Source organism: Anaerococcus sp. Marseille-P3625, assembly GCF_900232825.1.
In the GTDB taxonomy this organism is placed as follows: Bacteria; Bacillota; Clostridia; order Tissierellales; family Peptoniphilaceae; genus Anaerococcus.
In genome coordinates, this window is sequence record NZ_OCTP01000011.1 from 673426 (window position 1) to 698643 (window position 25218).

Here is a 25218-nt window from a genome sequence, read left to right on the forward strand (position 1 = left end):
GTATAATATGAGTATATGGAGGACTTTATGAAAAATTTATACAAAAAATTACCTCAAATGAATGAGATTTTAAATAAATTTTCCGATAATTCTCAAATGCTAAAAGATATTGCAAACGGTGTTTTGGACGAATTTAGAGAGAAAATTAAAAACAACGAAAATTTTGAAAGTTCAGATATTTTTTCTGAGATAGAAAATAGATACAAAAATTACAGTCCCTATTCTTTGTACAATGTAATAAATGCAACAGGTGTAATCCTACATACCAACCTTGGCAGGGCAGTTTTGTCAGAAATTTCTATAGATAGGGTTAGAAAAATTGCCACAAGCTATTCTAATTTGGAATATGATGTAGAAAAAGGCAAACGTGGGTCAAGATACACTCACCTTGTAGAAATTGCCAAAAAACTTACGGGCGCTGAGGATGCCCTTATAGTAAATAATAACGCTGCTGCTGTATTTTTGGTTTTAAATACATTTTGTAGAGGCAAAAACGCAGTGATATCTCGTGGAGAACTTGTTGAAATTGGTGGATCTTTTAGGATTAATGAAATAATGAATGAAAGTGGGGCTCATATTGTGGAAGTTGGGGCGACAAATAGAACTCATCTTTACGATTATCAAAGAGCTATTGATGAATATGAGGAAATTTCTGCAATAGTAAAAGTTCATAAATCAAATTTTCAAGTAGTGGGCTATGAAGAAAGCGTTGACACCAAAGATCTTCACGATCTTATAGGAGATAGAGATATTTTATTATACGAAGATTTAGGATCAGGTTCTCTAATAGATTTAACTTCTTATGGCTTTTCCTATGAAAAAACCGTTCAGGATTGCCTAAAAGATGGGATAGATTTGGTAAGTTTTTCTTGCGATAAATTAATAGGAGGATCCCAAGCAGGAATTATTGTCGGCAAGAAAAAATATATAGACAAAATGAAGAATAATCAACTTTTAAGAGCCTTTAGGGTTGATAAATTAACCCTTGCTTCAGTTGAGGCAACCTTGTATGAATATCTTGATTTTAACAAATTAAAAGTGGAAAATCCTACAATTAGAATGATTTTAGAAGATAGCGAGTCTGTCAAAAAAAGATGCGAAAAACTTTATAATAAGCTTAAAAAAATTAAAGGCTTTGACGGAAAAATAGTAGAATCTGACGGCAAAATCGGCGGTGGTTCTTATCCTTTGGATGTCAAAAAAACTTACTCAATCGAAATAAATTATGATGATGCTACAAAGCTTGAAAGCTTTCTAAGATTATCCCAAAACCACATTATTTCGACAGTTTATAATGGTTTTGTCCACCTAAATGCTTTGACAATTTTTGAAAATCAGATGGATGAAATTTATGAAACTTTAAAGGAATTTTATGAAAAGTAATTATATAATCGGAACAGCAGGTCATATAGACCATGGCAAAACAACCTTAATTAGAGCCTTAACTGGTAAAGAAACCGACAAATTAAAGGAAGAAAAAGAAAGAGGAATTTCAATAAATCTTGGCTTTACCTATATGGATTTAAAATCTGGCGATAGAGCTGGGATAATAGATGTTCCAGGTCATGAAAATTTTATAAAAAATATGATGGCTGGAGTTGTTGGAATTGACATAATCCTTTTGGTGGTGGCAGCTGATGATGGAGTTATGCCTCAAACTATAGAACACGCTCAAATCCTCCACTATATGGGAGTTGACAACGCAATTATTGTAATCACCAAGAAAAATTTGGTTGACGAAGATGACCTTGAACTAGTAAAAGAAGATATAAAAATTTCTTTTGAAGATACACTTTTAGAAGATGCTCCAATTATTGCAGTAGATTCTGTAAGTGGAGAAAATATCGACAAGCTAAAAGATTTGATAGAAGAAAAAATTTATTCCACTGAAAAAAAAGAAGACGACAAGTCCATGAGAATGAACATCGACAGATCTTTTACCCTAAAAGGAATTGGCACTATAATTACAGGAACCCTAACCGAGGGAGAAATCTATAAAGATAGGGAATATATGGTCTATCCAAAAGAAGCCATTGTCAAAGTAAGATCCATAGAAAATCACGACAAGCCAATAGATATAGCCCACAAGGGCCAAAGAATCGCCCTAAATCTTACAAATATTTCTTCAAATGAAATTCAAAGAGGAGATATAATAGCCGAAAAAAATTCTCTAATAAAAGTAAAAAATGTCCAAACGCTTTTAAATCTATCAAAATTTGAAGATGTCGAATTAAGACATTGGTCAAGAGTTAGATTTTTCCATGGCACAAAAGAAATTTTAGCCCGTGCAGTTCCTTTAGACAGAAAAGAAATCAAAAGCAAAGATACCGCCTTGTGCGAATTTAGACTTGAAGAAGAAATTTACGTCAAAAGGGGAGATAAATTTGTAATAAGATCCTATTCGCCTTTAATGACAATCGGCGGCGGTGAGATAATCGATACCAACGAAGAAAATCACACCATAAATTCCACATCCTATGTTTCATATCTAGAAAATAAGGAAAATTATTCAGAAATCGACGAAATTTTGGATTACTTGCAAGAATTTAGGAATTTTGACCAAATTTTTTCACACATGGGAATAGAAGATAAAATCCTAAGAGAATATCTGGAAAAAATCGAAGAAAATAACGAAATTGACAAAATTGGCGACATGTATATATCAAGAAAATCTTTGAGCTCTTGGGCCAATGACTTAGAAAACTTCTTAAAAACCTACCACGAAAATCACCCACTTGAGGAAGGAATCCCAAGAGAAGAATTAAGGCAAAAAGTAAAAATCAATCTCGATAGCAAAAATTTTGAAATAATGCTAAAAAATAAAGTCATAACCAAAAAAGTTATGCTCCAAAAAGGTCTTGTAAAAAATAAATCCTTTGCCATAAGCCTTGACCAAGATCAGAAAAAAATCGATGAAATTATGAAAAAAATCAAAGACAACGAGCCAAAAATCTTAAAAGAAGCCGATATTATCGACAAAAAAGAAGATAGAGAAATTTTAACATATTTGTGCAAAAAAGATCTAAGAAAGATTGACGACTTCTATCTTAGAAAAGAATATCTTGATAAATTAATTGAAATGGCAAAAACTTTTATGGAAAAAAACGGCAAGATGCAAGTTTCCGAATTTAGAGATTTATCAGAATTAAGCAGAAAGCAAGCTGTAGCTGTTTTAGAATATATGGATAAGAAAAATATCAGCAAAAGAATTGATGATTACAGAGTTTTAATATAAGTGGCGAGAGCGTGTAGGAATCGAACCTACCTAAGAAGTACACTTCTCACGACGGTTTTGAAGACCGCAGAGCACACCAGAAACTCATCCGCTCCCATAACATAAACATTATAGCATAAAGATTTGAAAATGCAAAAATTTTAACAAAAATAAAAAAATAAGCTGCCAACTTTTGATTTTTACCAAAAGCTAGCAGCTTTTACTTTGCAAATTATTTGCTTATATAAGATTTTAAAAGTTTGTAAAGGCCATTTAGTCCATTTACATGAGTTCTCTCATAACCATGACTTGCTGCAACACCGCTTCCTACAAGAGCGTGACGGAAGTCATTAGCACTTGCTACTGCAGCTGAAGCATCTGAGCCATAAAGCGGATAAATATCGATAGCATAATCTATATCATTTGCCTTAGCTTCTTCGATTAATTCGTTGGTTAGATCGTAATTGTATGGGCCAGATGAATCTTTAGCACAGATTGAAACCTTGGTTTCATCGGTCTTTAAATCGTCATAGACAACTCCCATATCAACTGCAATCATGTCGGTAATTCCTTCTGGATGTCCACTTGCAGCGCCATGGCCTACTTCTTCATAGATTGTAAAAGCTAAATACAAAGGACGGTTGATGTTAATATTATTTTCCTTGATATCTTTTGCAAGAGCCATCAAAACTCCAGCGCTTGCTTTATCATCTAGGTGGCGAGATTTTACAAAACCATTGTCAACTCTAAATCTTGGGTCGTAAGCTATGAAATCTCCAGCAGAAATTCCAAGTTTTTCTGTTTCTTCTGCTGAATTTGTAATTTCATCGATTACAACTTCCATATTCTTGTCGTCACGAGTAATTTCTTTTGGGTCTGTCGAACCGTGAACTGCAGGTTCGTTTATTCTAAATACGCCTGTATATTCTTTGCCAGAACGAGTTATAATTGTCACATTTTCTTGTTCACCATAAGCTAGTGGATAGCCACCTAAAGCAGTAACTCTAAGTCTTCCATTTGCTTTTATTGATCTTACCATAAGTCCAAGTGTATCAACGTGAGCTGATAGCAAAAGTCCGTTTTCCGTACCTTCTTTGATTGGAACGATTACATTTCCCTTATGGTTTTGATAAGGCTTGTAACCCATTTTTTCAAATTCTTCCATCAAATATTTTTCAGCTCTTTTAGTATAGCCTGTTGGAGATGGTGTTTCACATAAATCTTTGATATATTTTAATATTTGTTCAGTCATTTTCCCTCCTTAATTGCTCGTAGCTCTTTCCAAATCAACCATGTTGTTTAGACAAAGTACAAGGCTTATTAGCTCTTGGTCATAATTTTCATCATAAATAGTAAGTTCGTAATTATCGGCAAAGCTAAAAAATTTTTTGTAAACTTCGCCAACTAAAGCTCCCTCTTTATTTATAACTTGGAAATTCAAATGCCAAATATCGCCATCCAAATATAGATTATCCCCATTGGACATAAAAATATCTACTCTGTGTCTAAAAAATTCAAATTTTTTTTGGACAGTCATATTAGTGCCTTTGGAAAAAACAACCTGATAGCGTGGAAGCAAGGTGAAAATTTCCCTAGTAATGGAAAATAAATTTTTACCATTGCCATCAGAAACGTTGGAATTATAGCCTACAAGCGTGAAATTTTGGTCTAGATAATAAACTTCTCTGCCATTCTCATCTACAATTGGATAATGGTCGGTTATTTTGAAAAATTTTTCTTTAAAATATAATTTTTTCATAAAGCTCCTTTAGCGGCTGCCACCGCCGCCTCCTCCACCGAAGCCACCTCCACCTCCACCAAAGGAAGTTGATCCACCAGAACCTGCATCGATAAAACTTGTAAGGTCTGCATAAGATTCTGCTATATGGCTTGAGTAAGAGTTGATATTATTTATCATGTAGTAGTTATATATACTATAATTTTCATATTCTGGATAAATTTCTGTGAAATTCTTGTAAACTTCCTTGCTTATGCCATAAATTGCTGCATAAATCATAAAGCTATCCCAAAGTTTTACTTCATTTACATTTCGTTCAGCAATTAATGAATAATCCTTCAAATAATTTTTAAATTTGATGAAATTTTCATATAAATTTATGCCGGAATCGGTGATTGTAATCTTGTTTTTGTAAGTTTTTTCTTTGATAAACGAAGATTTTATTTCTTTTCTTTCATTTGTTAAGTAGGAATTTTCCTCTAATCTTTCCAGTGAATTTTCTTCAAAAAGCTTAAAATATTTCTCAACCTCATCTTCGTTTGAGTCCATATAATCTTTTATATGGCTATTTTTAATTTTCTCATCATCTGATAAATCTTCGCTAGCTTTTAAAATTTCAAAAAAGCCACTTTCAATTTCACTCATATTTGTAGGCTTCTTATTTATAGTAATATAAGAATCCTCATCTTTGCTATCCACATCAGCGTTTTTATTAAAATCAATAGCTCCATCGTAAATCCATTTGAGCAAAAACGCATTTAGATAATTTCCCAAATTGTCTTCAAGAGGATAAGCTTTATCTACCAAAAGATAGGTATCTTCAATTGGTCCCTTGTATGGAATTTCTCTAAAATATTGTTCTTTTAATTCCTTTGGCTTTTTTAGAGCTTTTTTGTTAAGAATTTGATACTCATCGTAAGAATTTTTAACTCCATAGGTAAAAACCGCTCCTGCAATGATAATTATTAGAATAACAATACCGGCGAAAACCACTTCCATGATATCGGATTTGTCATTTTTATTTACAGATCCTTCTGATTTTTCATAATCGGAACCAACTATGGCCTTTTTGGCGTAATACTTAAAATCCTTATCTTCTACATAAGAGGAATTAAAAGTCCCCTTAGGAAATTTAAGCATTACATGGCCGTAATTTACCTCATCCGTACTTTTGGCGATAATTTCTCCATCTACATTGTGGATATCTCCAATAAAACCAAAGCCCCGCATTTTTACTTCTTTATCAAAAGGTGCATAGCCCTTAATTTTTATAGAAATTTTTTCTGGTTTTGGATCGAAATTTTCTCCAATAAAACGAAAATGAACCATATCACAATCATTTAGTGACACCACCAAAGGATTTATGGTGTAGGTTAGGGTGTAAGTGTTTTCACCATAATTTGTAATTCCCCAACACAATTCATAGCCATCATCTTTTTCTAAGACTCCGTAGTGGTTGGATTTTTCATCAAAAGATGCATCCACATTCCAAGGAGAAATTTCTGAAAAATCTTTGCCATTGGCATTTAGCTTAAAATCTTCAATTTTTATTCCCCTTAAATCAGGAATTGACTTATATTTTTCCGTCGCATCCCTATCGTCATCATAAACTTGCCAAACTTCCTTTACATGACCTAGACCATTTTTATCTATTGAAATTTCCATATCAATAGACTCAAAGTCATCAGCCAAGGCAGTTTGTGGAATTGCTATGAAAAATATCAGCAAAAGTATTTTTAATAGATTTTTAAAATTTTTCTTCATTATTATTTCCTTTGTGCCTTTAACGGCTTCCTCCACCAGATCCGCCAGAGCCTCCTCCAAATGAGCCTCCTCCACCGGAAAATGATGAAAATCCACCGTGAGAGGAATTTTCAAAATTATTAGCAGCATTGTTAAAACTTTGGCTTACGAAATGTGAATAAGAGTTGATATTTGCTATCATATAATAGTCAAAGTAAGACATCTTCTCATATTCTGGATAAATTTCTGTGAAATTTTTGTAAACTTCCTTGCTTATGCCATAAATTGCAGCATAAATCATAAAGCTATCCCAAAGTTTAACCTCGTTTATATCTCTTTCCTTAATTAGAGAATAATCGGCCAAGTAGTTTTTAAATTTGATGAAATTTTCATAAAGTTCTAGGCCTTTTTCCTCAATTTTTACATTGTTATTGTAAGAATCGTTTGAAAAGGCAAATTTCTTTTTAGTTTTTTCATTTGATAAATATTGGCCTTGGCAAAGCTTGTCCAAAGAGTTTTTTGATAATTTTCTACTTAAAACTTCAGGAATCCTCTTATGATCTCTTACATATTCTTCGATTTCTTTTTGGGTGATTTTTCCATCGTCAGTGTAAGTTTCACATTCTTGTAAAATATCATAAAAACTACTTTCCACAAGGCTCATATCCTCTGGTTTTTGGATTAATTTTATATAGGAAATTGTGTGAGTCATAAAAAGTATTTTCTCATCTTCCTCGCCAAATTCTACAACTCCCTGATAAACCCATTTTAGCAAGAAAGCATTCATATAATTTTCAAAACTATTGGTCTTGTAGGCGTAGAGATTGATTAAATATGTATCTTCAACCGGTCCTTGGTAAGGAATTTCTCTAAAATATTCTTCTTTAAATTCTTTAGGATTTTTCAAAACTTCTTTGTTTATTGGTCGAAAGCTATCACTTTCATTTTTATTTTTTATAAATATTCCTGCAATTAATCCAGAAAAAAGGATTGGTAAAATTGAAAAAAATCCTCCAAAATTCCAAAAAGATGGACCTTGATCAAAATAGTCATAAGCGTTAAAATCTCCGTCATAATCCTCATCTTCGTAATGATCGTCTGCATCTTGGTCATAATCTGAGATTTCTTCATCAGAAGAATTATCGTAAGAATTATTCTCAAAATCTGAATTTTCTATGGCCATTTCTTTGTAATAATCAAAATCTTGGTCAATCTTTAGGCTAGTAGCAAAAGTTCCTTTCGGCATTCTAAGCATTACAAGGCCATAATTTACATCTCCAGAACTTTTTGCGATAATTTTCCCATCCTTATTTTCTATATTTCCTTGAAAACCAAAAGCCCACAAAGAAGTTTCATCGGCAAAAGGCTTATAGGAATTTATTGTCATGGAAATGAAATCTGGCAAAGGCTCTAAGTTTTCTTTTATAAAACGATAATAAACCATATCGTAATCATTAAGTCCAACAACGATTGGATCAATGGTGTAGGTTAAGGTGTAGGTATTTTCGCCAAATTCTGTAATTCCCCAACAGAGTTCTAGCCCATTTTCCTTTTGGATCATTCCATAATGATTTTTCTTTTCCTCAAAGGATAAATCCAAATTCCAAGGCTTAATTTCAGTAAAATCTTCTCCGTTTCTAGAAACTTTGAAGTCTCTAATTTTTATGCCATTTAAGTCGGATATCACCTTGTATTTTTCTGTTGCATCGAAAGAATCTTCATTAGTTTTCCAAACTTCTGTCACATGGGCAAGGCCATTTTCATCTATATCGGCACTAATATCTATGGAGTAAATCTCATCTGCAAAGCTAGTTCTTGCAAAAATTAAAATTATAGCAAGAACTAGGCTTAATAAAAATTTGCGATTTTTATTTTTCATAATTGCTCCTAAAAAAAGAGTCTAAGAATTAAATCTTGGCACCTCGTTGGAATTTTCATCGTTTTTAAAATATCCCTTATCAGAAAAGCCAAAACTTCCTGCAAAAAGATTTTGTGGGAAAGATTTTATATATCTGTTAAAGCTTGTAACTGTGTCGTTATAGATCATCCTTGAGTGACGAACGTTATCTTCGTATTTGTCGATGGAATCCATGGTTTTTTTATAAATTTCAGATGCTTTAAGCTCTGGATAATTTTCTGCTACTGCATAAAAACTATTCATAGCAGATCTAAATTCATTTTCTTCCTCATTTACATCAGAAGCTGTGGATTTTCTGTCGATATTTGTTCTATTTTTTGTTATTTTATCTAAAGTTTCGCTTTCGTATTTGGCGTAATCTTTGGTTGCATCAATCAAATTATTAAGAGCGTCCCATCTTGATTGAAGTTGGGCTGCTATTTGGCTCATTGCATTTTCTATCATTTCGTTTTTTCTAACAAGATTGTTATAAATTGATATAGCAAAAATTGCAAGAACTGCAAGAATTGCAATTACAATTATACTAGGGTTCATATTCTTCTCCTTTAATTCTTTATAATTTATCTTTCATAATAATTATATCCTTTTTAAGCAAAGTTAAACATATCAATTTTAAAAATTAAGATAAATAAAATCAATGTATATTATCAAGATTTATTGTTGATGAAAATTTGCTTATCTGATATCATTGTTATAATAAAATTAAACTTACTATCATGAAATTGACAAGCAATAAAAGGGGTGTAAAATAGATTCGCAAAGCTTAAAAAACTCTTGTTTTGCCAAGCTTTTGTTTTGTTAAAGGAGAAATTTATGCAAAGTAATTTTGTAAAAAAAGCTTATGCCAAAGCCACAGAAAATCCTGCTATCATTTTATCTATTGGATTTTTTGTTTTAATTTCTATAGGTGGACTAATTTTATCCACACCATATGTTACAAGAAATGGCAAGGCAACTGGAATAATAGATGCTTTTTTTGTAGCAGCAAGTGCTTCTTGCGTTACAGGACTTACGCCAGTTAATACAGCTTATCACTGGAATAGCCTAGGGCATGTTGTAATTATAATTTTAATCCAAATCGGTGGCCTTGGAATAATGAGTTTGGCAACCCTTATTCCCCTATTACTTAGGAAAAAAATCGGCCTAAAAAGCAGGCAAATTTTAAAGGAACAATTTAATATCGATAGCCTTTCTGGAATGATCAATCTTTTTAAATACGTACTCCTATTTACAATATTAACAGAAGTTTTGGGGGCTATATTTCTCGCTATAAGATTTGTTCCTCAATATGGTTTTGGCAAAGGAGTGTGGTTTTCTATTTTTCACTCAATTTCTGCATTTTGTAATGCGGGCTTTGATATTTTGGGAGATTCTATTTATCCTTTAAGATCTGATGCATTGGTAAATACGACCATCATGCTTTTGGTAATAATCGGTGGTCTTGGTTTTATGGTAACAAGTGAGATTTATTATAGGAAAAATTTCCAAAAACTTTCAACTCATTCCAAGCTTGTAATACTAATCACAATTGCTCTAATCCTAGTTGGAGCTTTGGGATTCTATTTTCTAGAATCTATAGAAGGTGGAGTTTTGGAAGGCGAGGGCTTTAAGGGATCAATTTTCGAGTCCTTCTTCCAATCAGTAGTTGCAAGAACAGCTGGATTTTATTCAGTTAATCTAAGTAAAATTAAAGAATCAACTGCACTTTTATTAATTTGCTTGATGTTTATCGGTGGATCACCTGGATCTACTGCTGGAGGAATAAAGACGACTACCTTTGGAGTTTTGGTAATTGCAACAATTTCAGTTATAAAAAAAGAAAAAGAACCGATAATTTTTAAAAGATCCATATCCGATCAAAGCATAAAAAAGGCTCTTTCCATATTTTTGATATCACTTGCTATAGTTATTTTGGTTAGTTTTGTGATATCAGTTACTGATGGTTTTAAATTTATAGACATACTTTATGAAACGGTTTCTGCGCTTGCTACAGTTGGGGCATCAAGAGGAATAACTGAAAGTCTATCAAATATTGGAAAAGTTCTTATAGGTCTTTGTATGTATTTAGGTAGAATTGGTCCAATGACCATGGCCCTTGCATTCGGATTAAAGGCTGAAGATAAAATGATAAAATATCCAGAAGGTATGATAAGTTTAGGTTAGGAGAAAATTATGGATAAAAATGTAATTGTATTGGGAATAGGAAGATTTGGAGAAGCAACAGCTACCAAACTTTATGAAAAAGGAATTTATGTAACAGCTGTTGATAATAATTACAAAAAAATAGAAAAAATTGCAAACTCTGTATCAAGCGCCATTCAAGCTGATATTACAGAAGAAGTAGCTATGAAATCTTTGGGAATAAGTAACTATGACATAGCAATAATTGCCACAGGAGCAGACTTAGAAGCCTCAATTCAAGCTACGCTAATTTGTAAAGATAGTGGTGTTAAACAAGTTATAGCAAAGGCTATAAGCAAATCTCACGCTAGAATTCTTACAAAAATCGGGGCTGATAAAATAGTTTTCCCAGAATTAGATACTGGTGAGAGATTGGCAAAAATGATTTCTGGCAAAAATATTTTGGATTTAACCCAATTTTCTAGCAATTATTCACTTTGTGAAGTCAAGGCAAAAAAAGAATGGATTGGAAAAACACTAATTGAATTGGACTTTAGAAATAAATATAAGGTAAATGTTATAGCTTTTAAAAGTCGCCAAAATATGATTTTAGATTTCGACCCAAATTTACCTATAGAAAAAGATGATTCTTTGATTGTTATAGGATCAAATGAAAACGCTGATAAGCTAACTGAGCTTTAAAAATATTGAAAAACCGAGAACTTAGAAGCTTTCTATAAATTTATGAAATTTTTTGAAGAAAATGTTTGCACATAAATATATATTGTGCTATACTATAGTTAGCTATTACATAGCTAGGTTTTTCATTATTAATTCCTTATAGTTTTCCCTTATGAAAACTAGGACTAACTTATTCTTTTCTAAATGAAAGAGGGCCAAAAGGCTCTTTTTCTTTGCTTATTTTTAATGATCTATTAATTTATAATAGCTATAAATTAATAGAATTTAGGGTATAATTATTTTATACAGCAAAGGAGGTCTTATGCCATTTTTTTATTACGGTTTTGATAGGACATATATATTGGTTATTATCGGTTTCATTTTAACCATGATCGCTCAAGCAAATGTCAACAAGGCTTTTGCTAAATATTCAAAAATAGGAACAAAAAAACAAATAACCGGCAAGGAAGTTTGTGATTATATTATAAATACTTACGGTTTTAGAGATATAAAAATTAAGCAAATTGGAAATTCTCTTGGTGATTATTTTAATCCAATGACCAAGGAAGTTGCCCTATCTCCTGAATCTATGAGAGAAACTTCTATTGCTTCTGTTGCAGTAGCAGCCCACGAATTTGGCCATGTTATCCAATATAAAGATGGATATTTTCCGCTAAAAATAAAATCCTTCTTGGTTCCTGCTGTAAATTTAGGGTCAAGGTTAAGTTTTCCACTTTTATTTTTGGGAATGATTTTATCTAAGCAAAATTTATTAAATTTTGGTATACTTTTATTTGCTTTGACTTTGGTTTTTCAAATCGTAACCTTGCCGGTAGAATTTAACGCCAGCAAAAGAGCTCTTATGGTTTTAGAAGAATCTGAAATGCTTGTTGGAGAAGAAAATCAATATGCCAAAAATATGTTAAAGGCTGCAGCCTATACTTATCTTGCAGCAACTCTTACAACAGCCCTACAATTTCTAAGATTAGTCTTATTATTTGGCAATAGGGATAGAGATTAAAAAGGTGCTGTTGCAAATTGATAGATATCTATCGTTCCATCATTGGAGTGCACTCACAGAAAGTTTGAGGTTTAGCCCGCCGGCTCGTGGAGGCCAAACTTTCTGGGAGGGTGCTCCAATGATTTAGGAACGATTTATCTATTTTGCAACAGCCCCATTTTTTACAATCTTTTATTTACTTGCTCTATATCTTTTTTGACTCTTTGATAAGATATGATCCAATATATGATATAGATTATAGAAAATAACACTAAATTGATTATAATATTTACCCTATATTTGCTTGAAAAAAGTTTTAAGTAGTTTAAAAAAATTATCACTCCTGTTATTGAAATTCCATATGCTAGAATTGTTTTTGATAATAGGGAGAGATTATTTGCTCGGTAAATTTTGTTGGCAAAATACACAAGGCTAATTACAGCTATTAGGGCAAGCGTAAGTTTAAACATGGCTTGTGACGAATTTTGTCCTTTTAAAAACTCCTCGGTAAAAATATTGAAATCTCCGCCGTTGATGAAGGCTATCACTATTGAAATAAAATAGACTACTCCAAGATTTAGAAAAACGGTTTTTAAATAATTTGTTAGCTTGTTTGTATTATTCATTTTTTCCTCCTAAATTCCCAATATTTCCTTTACTTTTTTTAAAGATCTTTTTGAAACATAACACACATCTCCATTTACCATCTGACAGCTTATGGTTCCTATGTAGGATAAGTCAAAATTTTTGGTCTTTTTTAGATTGATTATTTCGCTATTTGATATGCGAACAAATTTTTTGGGATCAAGCCTTTGTTCAACCTGATACAATGCTAATCTTAATAAGTAAGTTTTATTTGAGCAAACTGCATAAACTTTCTTTTCATTTGCATAAACTCTTATAATATTTTCCGGATCAATAAATTCTAGTTTGTCATCAAAAAATCCTGTCAAAACATTTGCTTGATTATTTTCCAGACTTTCCTTTAGTGCTAAAATTTCTTTACTTATTTCTCTTGCATAGATTACGATTTTTTCTTCGTCCAAAGACTGATCGATTTTTATCTCAACTTTCAAATCATCTCCTCCTTTAATTATTATTTTAGTAAATATATTTTTATATTCAACAGATTTCCGATAAGTGGTAGCTTTGGGACGATAAGCGGTATAATTAAGCCATGAAAATTTATCTAAAAAGCCCAAATAAAAGAAAAATTGTATATGATATCCTAAATATTTTTTACGAAAGCGACGAAATTTTATTTGCTGATTCAGGCGATTTATCTATATATGATAAAAAAATTTCATTTCTGGGAAAATCCTACGAATATGAAAATAATTACCAGCTAAAGGCAATTTTATACAAGATTTTAGCTAAGGAAAATTCCTATACTTCTCCTTGGGGAATGCTTACAGGATCCAAGCCCTCAAAGCTTTTGCAAAAATATAACACGGATGAAATTAAGGAAAAATATTTCCTTGCTGATGAAAAAATAAATTTGCTTGCTGAAATTAAAAACCAGCAAGAAAAATTATCCTTTAAGTCAAATGATTTTAATTTGTACATAAATATTCCTTTTTGTCCAAGTCGCTGCCAATATTGCGCTTACCCAACTCTTGTTGGCACAAATCATGACAAAAGCTCTTATGTTGATTTGCTTCTTAGAGAAATTAGAGAAATAAATTTGCCGGAAAATCTCGATGCAATCTATATTGGTGGAGGAACGCCTTCTTATTTGAAAATTTCCGATATCAAAAGGCTTTTAGAACTAATTAACGAAAAATTTACCTACCAGGAATTTACCTTTGAAGCAGGCAGAGAAGATACTCTTGATTTTGGAAAATTAAAGCTGTTAAAGGAAAATGGTGTCGGTAGAATCTCCCTAAATCCGCAGACTTTTAACGAAAATATTATAAAAGCAACTGGCAGAGCCTATGACTTAGAGCATTTTCTAGAAATTTATAATTATGCTAAAAAACTCGGTTTTATTATTAATATGGATTTTATAGTAGGACTTGTGGGAGAAGATGCTAATTCTTTTAGGGAAAACTTTGAAATTTTAAAAAAATTATTGCCAGATAATATAACTTTTCACGCTCTTGCTAGAAAAGTTGGCAGCAAATATAGGGAAAATAACAAGACAGGCTCCATCAAAGAAGCCCTAAAAATAAGCGATGATATAAGAAAATTTGTCAAAGAAAATTCCTATAAGCCTTATTATTTGTATAGGCAAAAAAATATCATTTCAAATTTGGAAAATGTTGGCTATCAAAGAGAAAACACCGCTCAAAGATACAATATTATAATAAATGAGGAATTGGAAAATATTATAGGTCTTGGAATGAACTCCAACTCAAAGCTTATCAATAACGAAAAATACAGAAACGCCAGAAATATGAAAGATTATGAAGCTTTGCTGGATGAAGAAATTTCTGACAAAAATAAAATGATAGAAAATTATAAAAAATGGATTTAGCTTAAAATTTAAGTAAATCCATTTTTTTGTTAATCTATTGCTATAGGACTTTGAGAAGTTTTTTCCAAAGTCAATAATTTTTTGTAGGTCATATCCATTCCAATTGCACCAAGAGGAGCAGTTATCAAAATTGCAAGAACTGCAACTGATAATACGATTTGCCCGCAAGCTAAGCCCATGGACAAAGGCACAGATCCTATGGCAGCTTGAACTGTTGCCTTTGGCAAATAAGCAATTACGCAAAATAAACGTTCTTTAGCATTCAAATTCGTATTAACTAGGCAAAGCAAAACGCCGATTGACCTAAAGAAAAGTCCTATAAAAATCATGGCGATGGCAGCTATTCCTGCAGTCATGGTGTAGCGAATATCTACGGCAGCTCCAACCAAAACAAAAAGCAAAACCTCTGCTCCTATCCAAAGTTTGCCAAATTTTTCTGACAATCTTTTTGATACAAAACTTACACTTCTTATCTTCAAAACGCAAGCCATGCTCACAACTGCAAGTAAGCCTGATATAGGGAGGAAACCTTTTGCGTAAGTTTCTATAGCCATTAACAAAAATGATATCGCCAAAACTATTATAACTTTTCTGCTATTTCTTATATAAGCTCTCCTTCTGTAGGCTCCTTCAAAATATTCTGATAAGACAAAACCTGTCAAAGCTCCAAGGCCTATGCCCAAAACGATTGAAAGTGGGATATTAACAAAATCCATAATTTTAATTTCTCCTCCTTGCGCCATGGAAAGGAAAGTTTGAAATAAAACTATTACAAAAATATCATCGCATGAAGCACCAGCAAGGATCATTTGAGGGATGCTTTTGTCTTTTCCGTAATTATTGTCGATAAGACTTACCATTCTTGGAACTACAACTGCTGGAGAAACTGCTCCTAAAACAGCTCCCATAACCAAGGCGTCAATTCTTGTAATATTTAAAAGCCTCGGAGCAAAAATTGCAAAGGCCAAAATCTCAAAACTTGCCGGCAAAAAAGACATCAAAATTGCAGGGCGACCTACTTTTTTTAAATCAGAAAGATCAAGAGAAAGACCAGCCTTGATAAGGATAATTATTAGGGCCATTTTTCGCAAATCTGAAGAAATGGAAAGAATCGATGGATCAAGCAAATCCAAAACAAAAGGTCCCAAAACAATTCCTGTAATGAGCATGCCGATAATTCCCGGCAATTTTAATTTTTGACAAATGCTAGCTGTAGCAAGGCCAACTAGAAAAATAAAAGCAAGTGATGTTAACATAAATCCTCCAAAATTTTAAAATATTTATCATAGAAAAAAGTCGACAATTTCCATCAAGCAGAAATTATCGACTTATATATAAAACTCCTGCAGATAAACAGAAGTCATCAGCTTTTTAAAGCGCTTTGGACAAAGTCGTGGGAGAACCTCATTCCCGAATATTTATACAAATTATTTATACACTTAAAAAGATAAATGTCAATTTTTCTTTGCCTTAAATTTTGCAAAAATAATTTTTGTCTAAAAATCTAATTTATTAGCCAAACATGAGCTATCTGATCTCTAATTTCATCATAAGACCAAGCTTTTTCGCTTTTTTTAAGGCTGTTAGGATCGTTAACTATAAATTTGCCATCCTGGTAAGAATCTATGACTATAATATGGCCAAAAAGAGTAAATATTCCCCTGTTAACTGACACGAGCAAGGGTCCGGAATTTAGGGCGTTTATCATAGAATCTTTGTCAATTGAAATATCGCTTATGTGGTAACCGTATTTGTTAGCTTCATCTTTGAAAAATTTCCATGAAATTCCATCATTTGTCATATAATTTCTAGCGTCATTTGAAATTTTTTCTGGATTAATTGTAATATCATTATTTAATCTTGAAAGAATCATGGCCATAGAAGTTGGTCCACATCCTGCAAGGCCTATGACAGAATTTCCAAGAGCCTTGTAGGCCCATCTATTGTCCCATTGGAGAAAATAAGGAGTTTTTCTAGAAAAATCATGGGAGCTTCCATCAAAATAAGAAAAATCTGTAATGCCATTTTTGTAATTATAAACAAATTCTATGGTATCGGAATCATTTCCAGCTAAATATAGCAAAGTATCGTTAAGCGATTCGGAATTTTCATAAAGCCATCTTGCCTTGTCATTGCCCTTATCGGCTTCACTTTTTATGTTTTTTAGCAAGATATTTTTATCGTCAGTCTTGTAATCTTTGTTGGCAAAATTAAAAGAAAACAATCTTTCAACTTTGTCAATAAAATCTCCATCATAATAAGCCGTTTCATTGTATCTAGTTTTTAAAAAATTTACAATAACAAAAATAAAAAATAATCCTAGTAAAAATTTTAAAAATCTAAATCTTTTTCTTCTTTTCCTCTTCCTTGTCATAAATTTACCTCTTAGTAATGTTCTGTAATATATAATACATCAAATAAACTAAAATTGCAATAGCAAATTATTAAATTAGAAAAGTAAATATTTAAAACTATTTATTTAAGATTTAATAATATTTAATATCATTAATTTTATGGTAAAATACTAATAAATAACTTATAAGGATAATTTAATGGCAAAAATTGATGTGATAATCCCACTATATAACGGTGAAGATTTTATTTTAGACACTATAAAATCTGTAGAAAATAACACTTTTAAAGATTTTAATATCATCGTTGTTGATGATGGGTCAAAGGATAATTCTTCAAAAATCGTTAGGAATTTAGCAAAGAATTACGGAAATATCTTATATTTTTATAAAGAAAATTCCGGGGTTTCTTCTGCAAGAAATTACGGGATTGAAAGATCCAATAGTAAATATCTTTGTTTCTTGGATGCTGATGATCTTCATAATCCTTTGTTTTTGGAAAAGTTGTATGAGAAGATTAGCTTGAAAGATTCAGACCTTTGTCTTTGTGGATATAATCAACTGATTGATGAGAAAATCTACCCTAAAAAAACCAGATTTATTAAAAATGATTTTTTGACCAATTATTTAATTACAAAGAATAAATTTCATATTTCATGCTTTATGATAAAGAGAGATATTATTCTAGCAAATAAAATAAAATTCTTCGAAAATACATCCTATGGTGAGGATATAGAATTTCTTAGTAAGGTAATAAAACATTCTAAAAATATAGAATTAGTTAAAGAATATCTAACATATTACAGGATAGATCCAGAAAGAGATAGTCTTTCCAGCTTTAATTTAAAGAAAATTGAAGATGATGTGGCATATTCTTTTAGACTTTTTGATGATAAAAAGTTAAATTTAAATGACAGAGAAAAAAAGGCTCTAATTAATCATAAACTTGTAGGAAGTATTGTAAACAAACTCTTAAAAGCAATAGAATTAGGCTATGATTTGGATATTTTAAGGCAGATATATAACACTTACGAGCCCATTATTGTTGATAGAACTAATATCTTTGGCCTTAGAAGTCTGAAACTCTACCTAAATACAGTGAAATTACAGAAAAAATTAGGGTATGATAAAATATAGGTAAATATAAAGGAGATTTTAATGAAAATTAATGAATTAAAGCCTAAAAATGTTTGGAAATTTTTTGAAGAAATTAGTCAAATTCCAAGATGTTCAGGCGATGAAAAAGCTATTTCAGATTATTTGCTAGATTTTGCCAAAAAAAGAAATCTAGAAGCTCGCCAAGATGAAGCCTTAAATATTGTCATGAGAAAAAAAGCAAGCCCAGGTTTTGAAGATAAGGACATTATCGCCCTTCAAGCTCACATGGATATGGTTTGCGTAAAAGAAGATGATAGCAATCACGACTTTTCAAAAGATCCTATAAAACTAATAGTTGACGGTGATTATGTGACAGCTGATAAGACAACTCTTGGAGCAGATGATGGAATGGGGGTTGCTTATATCTTGGCTGTTTTTGATGATGAAAATTTGAAACACGGTCCACTTGAAGCAATAATTACAACAGGTGAAGAAACTTCAATGGTTGGAGCAAATGCCCTTGATACTTCTGATATCAAAGCAAAATATTTGTTAAATATCGACAGCGAAGAAGATGGAATACTTACTGTTGGTTGCGCTGGTGGTTTGGATTTAGAAATCACTTGGGCAAATGAATTTGAAGAAAAAGAAGGTCAAGTCCTAAAACTTGAAATTTCTGGTCTTTCAGGCGGTCATTCTGGCATGGAAATTGATAAGGCAAGACTAAATGCTATAAAAGCCTTGGGAAGATTATTAGTAGATATTATGGATTTACAAATTTGCGATTTTTCTGCTGGAGTAAAGAGAAATGCCATAGCAGCAAATGCTTGGGCAATATTTACAACAAGTGATAAGGAAAATTCAACAGAAGAAATAAATAAAAGAATAAGTCAGATTTTAAATGAATACAAAGATACCGATCCTAATGCTAAAATTAGCCTAAAAGAAAGCTCTTGGGATAAGAAAGCTCTAAGCAAAGATCTTTCAAAAAATATTATAAATGCCCTCTTTACCATGCCGGATGGTTTAGTAAAAAAACACCAAGGCGAGATAATAACTTCATCAAATCTTGGAATTTTAAATCACGATGAAAATGGCACTCTAGTAAGCCTTATGGCAAGATCTCAAATTGATTCAGCCAAGGAAAATCTTGCCAAAATCGCCATAAAAATCGTAGAACAATTTGCCGGCAAAGCAACAATCAAAAGCTCTTATACTGGCTGGCAAAAAGAAGAGACCAAATTAGAAAAAGTTTTAAATGAGATTTGGAAAGAAGAAAATGGCTCTGATATGGAAATTGCGACAACTCATGGTGGCCTTGAGTGTGGATTATTTAAAGGAGCTCTAAAAGATGTAGAAATGATTTCCTTTGGTCCAGAAATTCACGGAGCTCACAGCCCTGCCGAAGAAGTTGATATCAAGTCAGTTGAGAAAAATTACAAGCTTTTAGTAAGAGCTTTAGAAAGAATATAAAAATAAATCAGCCTGGTTACCCTTAACCAAGCTGATTTTTTAATTATTTTTAATTATGAGAATATTCTAGAGATATGAAATTTACAGTGTAATTTATTGGATAATCAGCTCCATTAAGCTTGACACCTGAAACATTTATTTCATATTGGCTTCCAGCTTCTCCCGAATAACCAAGTCCCCAAGATAGGTTGTTTAGATAACCGTAGTTTTCGTAAGATGTGTAAATATTTTTACCAGTTTGATAAGCTAAAGTTCTACCAGTCTTTAAGTCTGTCACCGTGATAGTAACATCACTTATATCATAAGCATCCCCAAAACTTATAGAAAATGGCGTTGTTGTGCTAAAAAATTCACTAACTCCTACATTTGATGGATAAGCGACAAGTTCTGTCGATGTTTTTGGCCAACCTTCTTCGATTACATAGGTAGATCCAAATCCTCTGTAAGCTCCATAACCAAAATATTGGGCAAAAGGATTTAGAATCCATCTTCTGTGACCTACTTCGTTTTCGTTATTAGGACCATCATCTTTTATGAAATTACTAATTTGGCTAATAATAGCGCTAGAAAATCCACCATATTGCATGTGAAGATTGCTTTTTGAAGCTCCTATAGATCCATCCCTAAAAATCGGGTTATTTCTATCAAGTGAGTTTGGTAAAGCAGGATTGTGGCTGATATTTCCATTTAGATAATTTACAAATGAAGAAGCTTGAGCATAGTAAGATTTTTCCCTATCAGCTTCTACTTCTCTTAGGCCTTGAGCATATCTTATGGTATTTGTGACATGATTTGCATCAAGCAAGGCCTCATCACTTGGCAATCCAGGATTTCCATCATTTATTGATGGCTTTACAGATAGGTAGGTATCCAAATTTGAATCAGCAAGATTTAAGCCCGCAAATTCTCTTTGCACATTTGCATTTGACCTATAATCTCTCCAATAATTTAAAATTTCTATTTCACTAGGAGAGCTAAAATAAAGGCCTGTTGATTTTCTGTCTATATCTTTGATTTTGTATTTTTTGTTAAGCTCAACTTTATTTATCAAATCTTCGCTTTCTTCTAATAAAATTTCTGCACTTTCAACAAGATTAATTAGCTTATTTCTAACATTTCTTATAGTTTGTGGAGTATTATTTAAAAGCATATAGCAAGAAGCTACCCTAACTCTATTTTGAAAGTAAGATTCCTTTAAATCTGCTAAATTATCGCTTTCTTCGCCTTCTTCTTTAAGGCTAGCAAGAAGACTTTTTGCCGCAATTAAATTCTCATTAGAACTTGCAACTTGGTTTTTTAACGTTCCAGCAATATTTTTTATTGTTTCTTTAGAATTTTCTAGCAAAAATTCTGCTGCGGATTTGGAAATTGATGCATTTAAAATGGATTCTTCCAAACTTTTTATTTCTTTTTCGTTGTTTTTCTTGCCCTCAGCTATTATTTCTGGCTCATTTCTTAAATTGACATTGGCATTAACATCTTGTGCGAAAGATGTTGGAGCAGAAAATAGGCCAATTAAAGATAAAGTTAAAATTAATTTCTTAAATATTTTATTTTTTTCCATAAAATTCCTCCTATTTAACTTAATTATAATATATATGGATTACGTTTGCAAAAATATAGTAAAATATTTTTTTGATTTATCATAATTTCGAAATAAATAAAATTACATAGTTACCTAATTTTAGGCTTTTATCATGTTTTTTGCCAACAATAGATTATTAATTGGTAAATTCGTCTGGAAAATGTTTGCATTTTTTTAAAACTGTCGTAATATATTTTTATAGAATGTTTAAGGAAAGGAGCTACTATGTACGAGAAAAAAGTCACGCTTACAAATGAGATTGGCTTGCACGCTAGACCTGCATCAATTTTCATAAGAGCCGCTGTTCAATTTCCATGTGATATTATAGTTGAAAAAGACGGAAGAAGTTATAATGCAAAGTCTATCATGTCAATTCTTAGCATGAGTGCTTCTAACGGCGAGGAGCTTACCATTAGAGCAAGTGGTGAGAACGAAGAAGAGGCTGTAAAATCATTGGTAGATGTGATAGAAAATAAAATTAATCAATAATTAATTTTTTTATATATAACAACGAGCAAAAGCTCGTTTTTTTTTATGGAAAAAAGAGTAAAATGAGATAGATACAATGATTGATAATTCCTAGTGAAGTAGTATACTTTATAAGAATTTGAATAATAAAAAAAGAGGTAGATATGTCTGAATTATTAAAAATTGAAAATCTTCATGTATCCGTTGGGGATAATGAGATTTTAAAAGGAATAGATCTAAAGATTAACAAGGGAGAAGTTCACGTTGTTATGGGAGCAAACGGCTCTGGAAAATCAACGCTTATGAACTCGATAATGGCTAATCCAATTTATAAAATCACTGAAGGGAAAATTTATTTCCAAGGTGAAGATATTACAAATGAATCTTGCGACAAACGAGCTAGACGTGGAATTTTTATGTCCTTCCAACATCCAGATGAAATTCCTGGAGTAAAACTTGCTGATTTTTTGAGAATTTCAGAAGAACAAATCACCGGCAAAAAACCACAAATAATTTCTTTTTCCAAAAAATTAGAAAAGGAAATGAAAGCTCTTGATCTAGCAGATGAATATGCAGAAAGATATGTAAATGTTGGTTTTTCAGGTGGTGAAAGAAAAAAATCTGAAATTCTTCAACTAAAAATGCTAAATCCAAAACTTGCCATGCTCGATGAAACCGACTCTGGACTTGATGTCGATGCTGTAAGGATAGTAAGTAAGGGCATTAAGGATTATTTATCCGAAGATAATGCAGTAATAATCATAACCCACCATAGAGAATTACTAGAAAATATCAAAGCTGATTATGTTCATGTTATAAAAGATGGCAAAATTGCTCACGAAGGCGATGATAGCCTTATGGATGAGATTGAAAAACGTGGATATGAATGGGTGTAGCCTATGCCAAGTAATAATATTGAGGAAAAATTAAGGGAATTAGATCGTGGTTTTTACGATTTTATAGATGAATTCACCTACGATAAGATAACCGAAAAGGGAATAAATGCTGATATTGTAAATGAAATATCTCGCGAAAAAAACGAGCCAGAATGGATGAGACTTAGACGTCTAAAATCTCTTGAAATTTTTAATAAATTAGAAAATCCAAATTGGGGACCAGATTTGTCAGAGCTAAAAATGGATGATATAACAGCTTATGTTAAGCCAAAAACTGACAAAAAATCAAATTGGGATGCTCTACCAAAAGAAATCAAAGAAACTTTTGATAGACTCGGAATTCCAAAGGCTGAGCAAGAATCTTTAGCTGGAGTTGGAGCCCAATATGATAGCGAGGAAGTTTATTTTTCAATCCAAAAGCACTTAGCAGACCAAGGCGTAATTTTCATGGACTTTGGAACAGCCCTAAAAGAACACGAGGATTTAGTCAAGGAATATTTCCAAAAGGCAATTCCTCCAACCTTGCACAAGTACGCTGCTCTACATGGGGCAGTTTGGTCTGGTGGCTCATTAATTTATGTGCCAGAAGGAATTAAGGTAGATATTCCTTTGCAATCATATTACAGATTAAATGCGCCAGGAGCTGGACAATTTGAACATACTATGATAATTGCAGAAGATAATGCAAAAGTTCATTTCATAGAAGGTTGCTCCGCCCCAAGATATAATGTTGTAAATTTACACGCAGGATCTGTAGAAATTTTTGTAGGCAAAAACGCCGAAGTTAGATTTTCAACCATAGAAAACTGGTCAAGAAATATGTACAACCTAAATACCAAACGTGCCATAGTTGATGAGGGCGGAAAAGTTATTTGGGTATCAGGTTCTTTTGGATCTAAAGTTTCTATGCTTTATCCAACAAGTATCCTTGCTGGAGAAGGAGCAAGTGCTGAATACACTGGAATTACCTTTGCATCAGATGGCCAATATATAGATAATGGTTGCTCAATGATACATTTAGCTAAAAATACTTATTCGACAGCTCTTACCAAATCTATCACAGCAGGATCAGGCAAATCAATGACAAGATCTTTTGTGCAAATGAAAAAAAATGCTTCTGGCTCACGCTCAACTGTTGATTGTGAAAACTTGATGCTTTCAGCAAATGCACAATCTGATACAATACCAGTTCTTGACATTAGAAATGACGATGTGGACTGTGGTCACGAGGCAAAAATCGGTTCAATAGATCAATCACAAATTTTCTATTTGATGAGTCGTGGAATTACAGAAGAAGAAGCAAAATCCATGATAGTTAGAGGTTTTGCAGAGCCTATAAGCAGAGAATTGCCACTTGAATATGCAGTAGAGATGAACCACCTAATCGATATGGAATTAGAAGGAGCAAATGGCTGATGAGTAAACTAAATGAAATGAGAATGTATGCTTGGAATCACACTGGCCTAAACTGGGTAGATGGCGAACATTCTATAAATGAAAAGAAAGAATACTTCAAAAAATCTGACGAAAATTCCATAGAAGAACTTGAAAATGCCTTCAAAGACTTAGAATACGGCCTTGGCAGCGAAATAAATAAAGAAAATAAAGATTTTAGAAATTACTCTATTTATAGAAATCTTAGCGGAGAAAATAAAACTGAAACAATCGATCTTATTATGGATCAAGAAAATCCTACTTTGCTTTGCGGAGTAGATATAAATCTTAAAGAAAATTCTTCTGCAAGCTTTTTAATAAATGCTTTTGGCAGTGGAGAAAATTTATATATAAATTCACAAATTAGAGTAAATTTAAAGAAAGCTTCCAAGGCTAAGATAGTTATTGTCACAAATTTGCCAGAAAAATCAAAAAATCTCCTAGCTTTTACTTCAATTATCGGAGAAGATGCATTTTTGGATATTAGCTATATAGAATTGGGCAATGATTATTCGCTTGTAAATATCAAAAATATCTTAAAAGGCGACAGGGCAAAATTAGTTGAAGAAGGAATTTATTTTAAGGAAAAAGATCAATTTTTGGATATTTTGGCAGAAAATGACCATTATGGCAACAAAACCGACTCAGCAACTCACTTTAATGGAGCCTTAAAAGATAAGGCTAGCAAAAATTGGAAGGGCGTAGTTGATCTTAAAAATGGTTGTCACAAAGCCGATGGCAAAATCGCCGATTATTCTATGATGTTTTCAGATCAAGTGAAAAATAAAACAGCACCAATCCTACTTTGTAGGGAAAAAGAAGTAGCAGGAAACCACGCTGCAAGTATTGGTAGACTTAACAAAGATATGCTATTTTATATTATGAGTCGTGGTTTTGATAAGAAAAAAGCAGAATCAATGATGCTTGAGGCGACATTTGCAAAAACCTTAGACAAGATTGAGGATCAAAAGTTAAAAGATGAATTAAGTAAAAAAGTTCATCAAATGAATACAAGGGATTAA

General features: G+C 32.1%; 22 protein-coding genes, 1 tRNA gene and 1 riboswitch. Of the genes, 12 read left to right on the top strand and 11 right to left on the bottom strand.

What is annotated here, in order from left to right:
• Positions 1 to 27: 27 nt before the first annotated feature.
• Both selA and selB read left to right on the top strand, forming a co-directional pair.
• Positions 28 to 1383 carry an L-seryl-tRNA(Sec) selenium transferase gene (gene selA, locus CS884_RS08505; protein ID WP_099321412.1) on the top strand — a complete coding sequence of 452 codons (1356 nt, stop codon included), beginning with the start codon at positions 28 to 30 and terminating at the stop codon, positions 1381 to 1383.
• The gene (selB, locus tag CS884_RS08510; protein ID WP_099321413.1) at positions 1373 to 3235 is read left to right on the top strand and encodes a selenocysteine-specific translation elongation factor; all 1863 of its coding nucleotides are present in this window, start codon (positions 1373 to 1375) and stop codon (positions 3233 to 3235) included. Before selA ends, selB begins: the two co-directional genes overlap by 11 nt.
• Before the next feature lies 1 nt (position 3236).
• Here selB and CS884_RS10650 read toward each other — a convergent pair.
• The 6 genes from CS884_RS10650 to CS884_RS08530 all read right to left on the bottom strand — a co-directional run bounded on the left by CS884_RS10650 (position 3237) and on the right by CS884_RS08530 (position 9147).
• Positions 3237 to 3331 (bottom strand) — tRNA-Sec (locus CS884_RS10650).
• A gap of 115 nt (positions 3332 to 3446) precedes the next feature.
• Positions 3447 to 4466 (bottom strand): M42 family metallopeptidase, encoded by a 1020-nt coding sequence (locus CS884_RS08515; protein WP_180753318.1) that lies wholly within the window; start codon positions 4464 to 4466, stop codon positions 3447 to 3449.
• Positions 4467 to 4475: 9 nt separating this feature from the next.
• Entirely contained in the window at positions 4476 to 4973 is a 498-nt protein-coding gene (locus CS884_RS10655) for an LURP-one-related/scramblase family protein (protein WP_180753319.1), read from the bottom strand.
• A gap of 9 nt (positions 4974 to 4982) precedes the next feature.
• Complete coding sequence (locus CS884_RS08520; protein WP_099321774.1) at positions 4983 to 6716, bottom strand: DUF2207 domain-containing protein; 1734 nt, start codon at positions 6714 to 6716, stop codon at positions 4983 to 4985.
• A 19-nt stretch (positions 6717 to 6735) separates the two neighbouring features.
• Positions 6736 to 8574 (bottom strand): DUF2207 domain-containing protein, encoded by a 1839-nt coding sequence (locus tag CS884_RS08525; RefSeq protein WP_099321414.1) that lies wholly within the window; start codon positions 8572 to 8574, stop codon positions 6736 to 6738.
• Between the two features lie 21 nt (positions 8575 to 8595).
• Positions 8596 to 9147, bottom strand: coding sequence for a LemA family protein (locus CS884_RS08530; RefSeq protein WP_099321415.1), 552 nt, complete (start codon positions 9145 to 9147; stop codon positions 8596 to 8598).
• Between the two features lie 279 nt (positions 9148 to 9426).
• Here CS884_RS08530 and CS884_RS08535 point away from each other — a divergent pair, with 279 nt between their 5' ends.
• The 3 genes from CS884_RS08535 to CS884_RS08545 all read left to right on the top strand — a co-directional run bounded on the left by CS884_RS08535 (position 9427) and on the right by CS884_RS08545 (position 12436).
• Positions 9427 to 10776, top strand: coding sequence for a TrkH family potassium uptake protein (locus tag CS884_RS08535; RefSeq protein WP_099321416.1), 1350 nt, complete (start codon positions 9427 to 9429; stop codon positions 10774 to 10776).
• Between the two features lie 9 nt (positions 10777 to 10785).
• Positions 10786 to 11436 carry a TrkA family potassium uptake protein gene (locus CS884_RS08540; protein ID WP_099321417.1) on the top strand — a complete coding sequence of 217 codons (651 nt, stop codon included), beginning with the start codon at positions 10786 to 10788 and terminating at the stop codon, positions 11434 to 11436.
• Between the two features lie 301 nt (positions 11437 to 11737).
• Positions 11738 to 12436, top strand: a complete 699-nt coding sequence (locus CS884_RS08545; protein WP_099321418.1) for a zinc metallopeptidase — start codon at positions 11738 to 11740, stop codon at positions 12434 to 12436.
• 161 nt (positions 12437 to 12597) lie between these two features.
• Here the strand turns inward: CS884_RS08545 and CS884_RS08550 are convergent, their stop codons facing one another.
• Both CS884_RS08550 and CS884_RS08555 read right to left on the bottom strand, forming a co-directional pair.
• Positions 12598 to 13041, bottom strand: a complete 444-nt coding sequence (locus CS884_RS08550) for a DUF3021 family protein (protein ID WP_099321419.1) — start codon at positions 13039 to 13041, stop codon at positions 12598 to 12600.
• 9 nt (positions 13042 to 13050) lie between these two features.
• Positions 13051 to 13491 carry a LytTR family DNA-binding domain-containing protein gene (locus CS884_RS08555; protein ID WP_180753320.1) on the bottom strand — a complete coding sequence of 147 codons (441 nt, stop codon included), beginning with the start codon at positions 13489 to 13491 and terminating at the stop codon, positions 13051 to 13053.
• 101 nt (positions 13492 to 13592) lie between these two features.
• Here CS884_RS08555 and hemZ point away from each other — a divergent pair, with 101 nt between their 5' ends.
• A complete protein-coding gene (hemZ, locus tag CS884_RS08560) occupies positions 13593 to 14891 on the top strand; it encodes a coproporphyrinogen dehydrogenase HemZ (RefSeq protein WP_099321421.1) in 1299 nt (432 codons plus the stop codon).
• Between the two features lie 29 nt (positions 14892 to 14920).
• Here hemZ and CS884_RS08565 read toward each other — a convergent pair whose 3' ends face one another.
• Together CS884_RS08565 and CS884_RS08570 are read right to left on the bottom strand one after the other, a co-directional pair.
• The gene (locus CS884_RS08565) at positions 14921 to 16147 is read right to left on the bottom strand and encodes a sodium:proton antiporter (RefSeq protein WP_099321422.1); all 1227 of its coding nucleotides are present in this window, start codon (positions 16145 to 16147) and stop codon (positions 14921 to 14923) included.
• 91 nt (positions 16148 to 16238) lie between these two features.
• Positions 16239 to 16312: riboswitch (Fluoride riboswitch) on the bottom strand.
• Positions 16313 to 16395: 83 nt separating this feature from the next.
• Entirely contained in the window at positions 16396 to 17265 is an 870-nt protein-coding gene (locus CS884_RS08570; protein WP_099321423.1) for a C39 family peptidase, read from the bottom strand.
• Positions 17266 to 17443: 178 nt separating this feature from the next.
• Here CS884_RS08570 and CS884_RS08575 point away from each other — a divergent pair, with 178 nt between their 5' ends.
• Positions 17444 to 18379 carry a glycosyltransferase family 2 protein gene (locus tag CS884_RS08575; protein ID WP_099321424.1) on the top strand — a complete coding sequence of 312 codons (936 nt, stop codon included), beginning with the start codon at positions 17444 to 17446 and terminating at the stop codon, positions 18377 to 18379.
• Between the two features lie 21 nt (positions 18380 to 18400).
• Positions 18401 to 19813, top strand: coding sequence for a beta-Ala-His dipeptidase (gene pepD, locus CS884_RS08580; protein ID WP_099321425.1), 1413 nt, complete (start codon positions 18401 to 18403; stop codon positions 19811 to 19813).
• A 49-nt stretch (positions 19814 to 19862) separates the two neighbouring features.
• On the opposite strand, the gene CS884_RS08585 is transcribed toward pepD, so the two are convergent.
• Positions 19863 to 21377, bottom strand: a complete 1515-nt coding sequence (locus tag CS884_RS08585) for a hypothetical protein (protein WP_099321426.1) — start codon at positions 21375 to 21377, stop codon at positions 19863 to 19865.
• 246 nt (positions 21378 to 21623) lie between these two features.
• On the opposite strand from CS884_RS08585, the gene CS884_RS08590 reads away from it, so the two are divergent.
• From CS884_RS08590 to CS884_RS08605, 4 genes are all read left to right on the top strand, one after another.
• A complete protein-coding gene (locus tag CS884_RS08590) occupies positions 21624 to 21887 on the top strand; it encodes an HPr family phosphocarrier protein (protein WP_099321427.1) in 264 nt (87 codons plus the stop codon).
• A gap of 143 nt (positions 21888 to 22030) precedes the next feature.
• Positions 22031 to 22762, top strand: a complete 732-nt coding sequence (sufC, locus tag CS884_RS08595) for a Fe-S cluster assembly ATPase SufC (RefSeq protein WP_099321428.1) — start codon at positions 22031 to 22033, stop codon at positions 22760 to 22762.
• A 3-nt stretch (positions 22763 to 22765) separates the two neighbouring features.
• The gene (sufB, locus tag CS884_RS08600; protein WP_099321429.1) at positions 22766 to 24178 is read left to right on the top strand and encodes a Fe-S cluster assembly protein SufB; all 1413 of its coding nucleotides are present in this window, start codon (positions 22766 to 22768) and stop codon (positions 24176 to 24178) included.
• On the top strand, positions 24178 to 25218 hold the full coding sequence (locus tag CS884_RS08605) for a SufD family Fe-S cluster assembly protein (RefSeq protein ID WP_099321430.1): 1041 nt from the start codon (positions 24178 to 24180) through the stop codon (positions 25216 to 25218). Before sufB ends, CS884_RS08605 begins: the two co-directional genes overlap by 1 nt.

Bases quoted from the DNA above. Each gene is read 5' to 3' on its own strand.
- selA (WP_099321412.1), top strand. From the start codon at position 28: ATGAAAAATTTATACAAAAAATTACCTCAAATGAATGAGATTTTAAAT.
- selB (WP_099321413.1), top strand. From the start codon at position 1,373: ATGAAAAGTAATTATATAATCGGAACAGCAGGTCATATAGACCATGGC.
- CS884_RS08515 (WP_180753318.1), bottom strand. From the start codon at position 4,466: ATGACTGAACAAATATTAAAATATATCAAAGATTTATGTGAAACACCA.
- CS884_RS10655 (WP_180753319.1), bottom strand. From the start codon at position 4,973: ATGAAAAAATTATATTTTAAAGAAAAATTTTTCAAAATAACCGACCAT.
- CS884_RS08520 (WP_099321774.1), bottom strand. From the start codon at position 6,716: ATGAAGAAAAATTTTAAAAATCTATTAAAAATACTTTTGCTGATATTT.
- CS884_RS08525 (WP_099321414.1), bottom strand. From the start codon at position 8,574: ATGAAAAATAAAAATCGCAAATTTTTATTAAGCCTAGTTCTTGCTATA.
- CS884_RS08530 (WP_099321415.1), bottom strand. From the start codon at position 9,147: ATGAACCCTAGTATAATTGTAATTGCAATTCTTGCAGTTCTTGCAATT.
- CS884_RS08535 (WP_099321416.1), top strand. From the start codon at position 9,427: ATGCAAAGTAATTTTGTAAAAAAAGCTTATGCCAAAGCCACAGAAAAT.
- CS884_RS08540 (WP_099321417.1), top strand. From the start codon at position 10,786: ATGGATAAAAATGTAATTGTATTGGGAATAGGAAGATTTGGAGAAGCA.
- CS884_RS08545 (WP_099321418.1), top strand. From the start codon at position 11,738: ATGCCATTTTTTTATTACGGTTTTGATAGGACATATATATTGGTTATT.
- CS884_RS08550 (WP_099321419.1), bottom strand. From the start codon at position 13,041: ATGAATAATACAAACAAGCTAACAAATTATTTAAAAACCGTTTTTCTA.
- hemZ (WP_099321421.1), top strand. From the start codon at position 13,593: ATGAAAATTTATCTAAAAAGCCCAAATAAAAGAAAAATTGTATATGAT.
- CS884_RS08565 (WP_099321422.1), bottom strand. From the start codon at position 16,147: ATGTTAACATCACTTGCTTTTATTTTTCTAGTTGGCCTTGCTACAGCT.
- CS884_RS08570 (WP_099321423.1), bottom strand. From the start codon at position 17,265: ATGACAAGGAAGAGGAAAAGAAGAAAAAGATTTAGATTTTTAAAATTT.
- CS884_RS08575 (WP_099321424.1), top strand. From the start codon at position 17,444: ATGGCAAAAATTGATGTGATAATCCCACTATATAACGGTGAAGATTTT.
- pepD (WP_099321425.1), top strand. From the start codon at position 18,401: ATGAAAATTAATGAATTAAAGCCTAAAAATGTTTGGAAATTTTTTGAA.
- CS884_RS08585 (WP_099321426.1), bottom strand. From the start codon at position 21,377: ATGGAAAAAAATAAAATATTTAAGAAATTAATTTTAACTTTATCTTTA.
- CS884_RS08590 (WP_099321427.1), top strand. From the start codon at position 21,624: ATGTACGAGAAAAAAGTCACGCTTACAAATGAGATTGGCTTGCACGCT.
- sufC (WP_099321428.1), top strand. From the start codon at position 22,031: ATGTCTGAATTATTAAAAATTGAAAATCTTCATGTATCCGTTGGGGAT.
- sufB (WP_099321429.1), top strand. From the start codon at position 22,766: ATGCCAAGTAATAATATTGAGGAAAAATTAAGGGAATTAGATCGTGGT.
- CS884_RS08605 (WP_099321430.1), top strand. From the start codon at position 24,178: ATGAGTAAACTAAATGAAATGAGAATGTATGCTTGGAATCACACTGGC.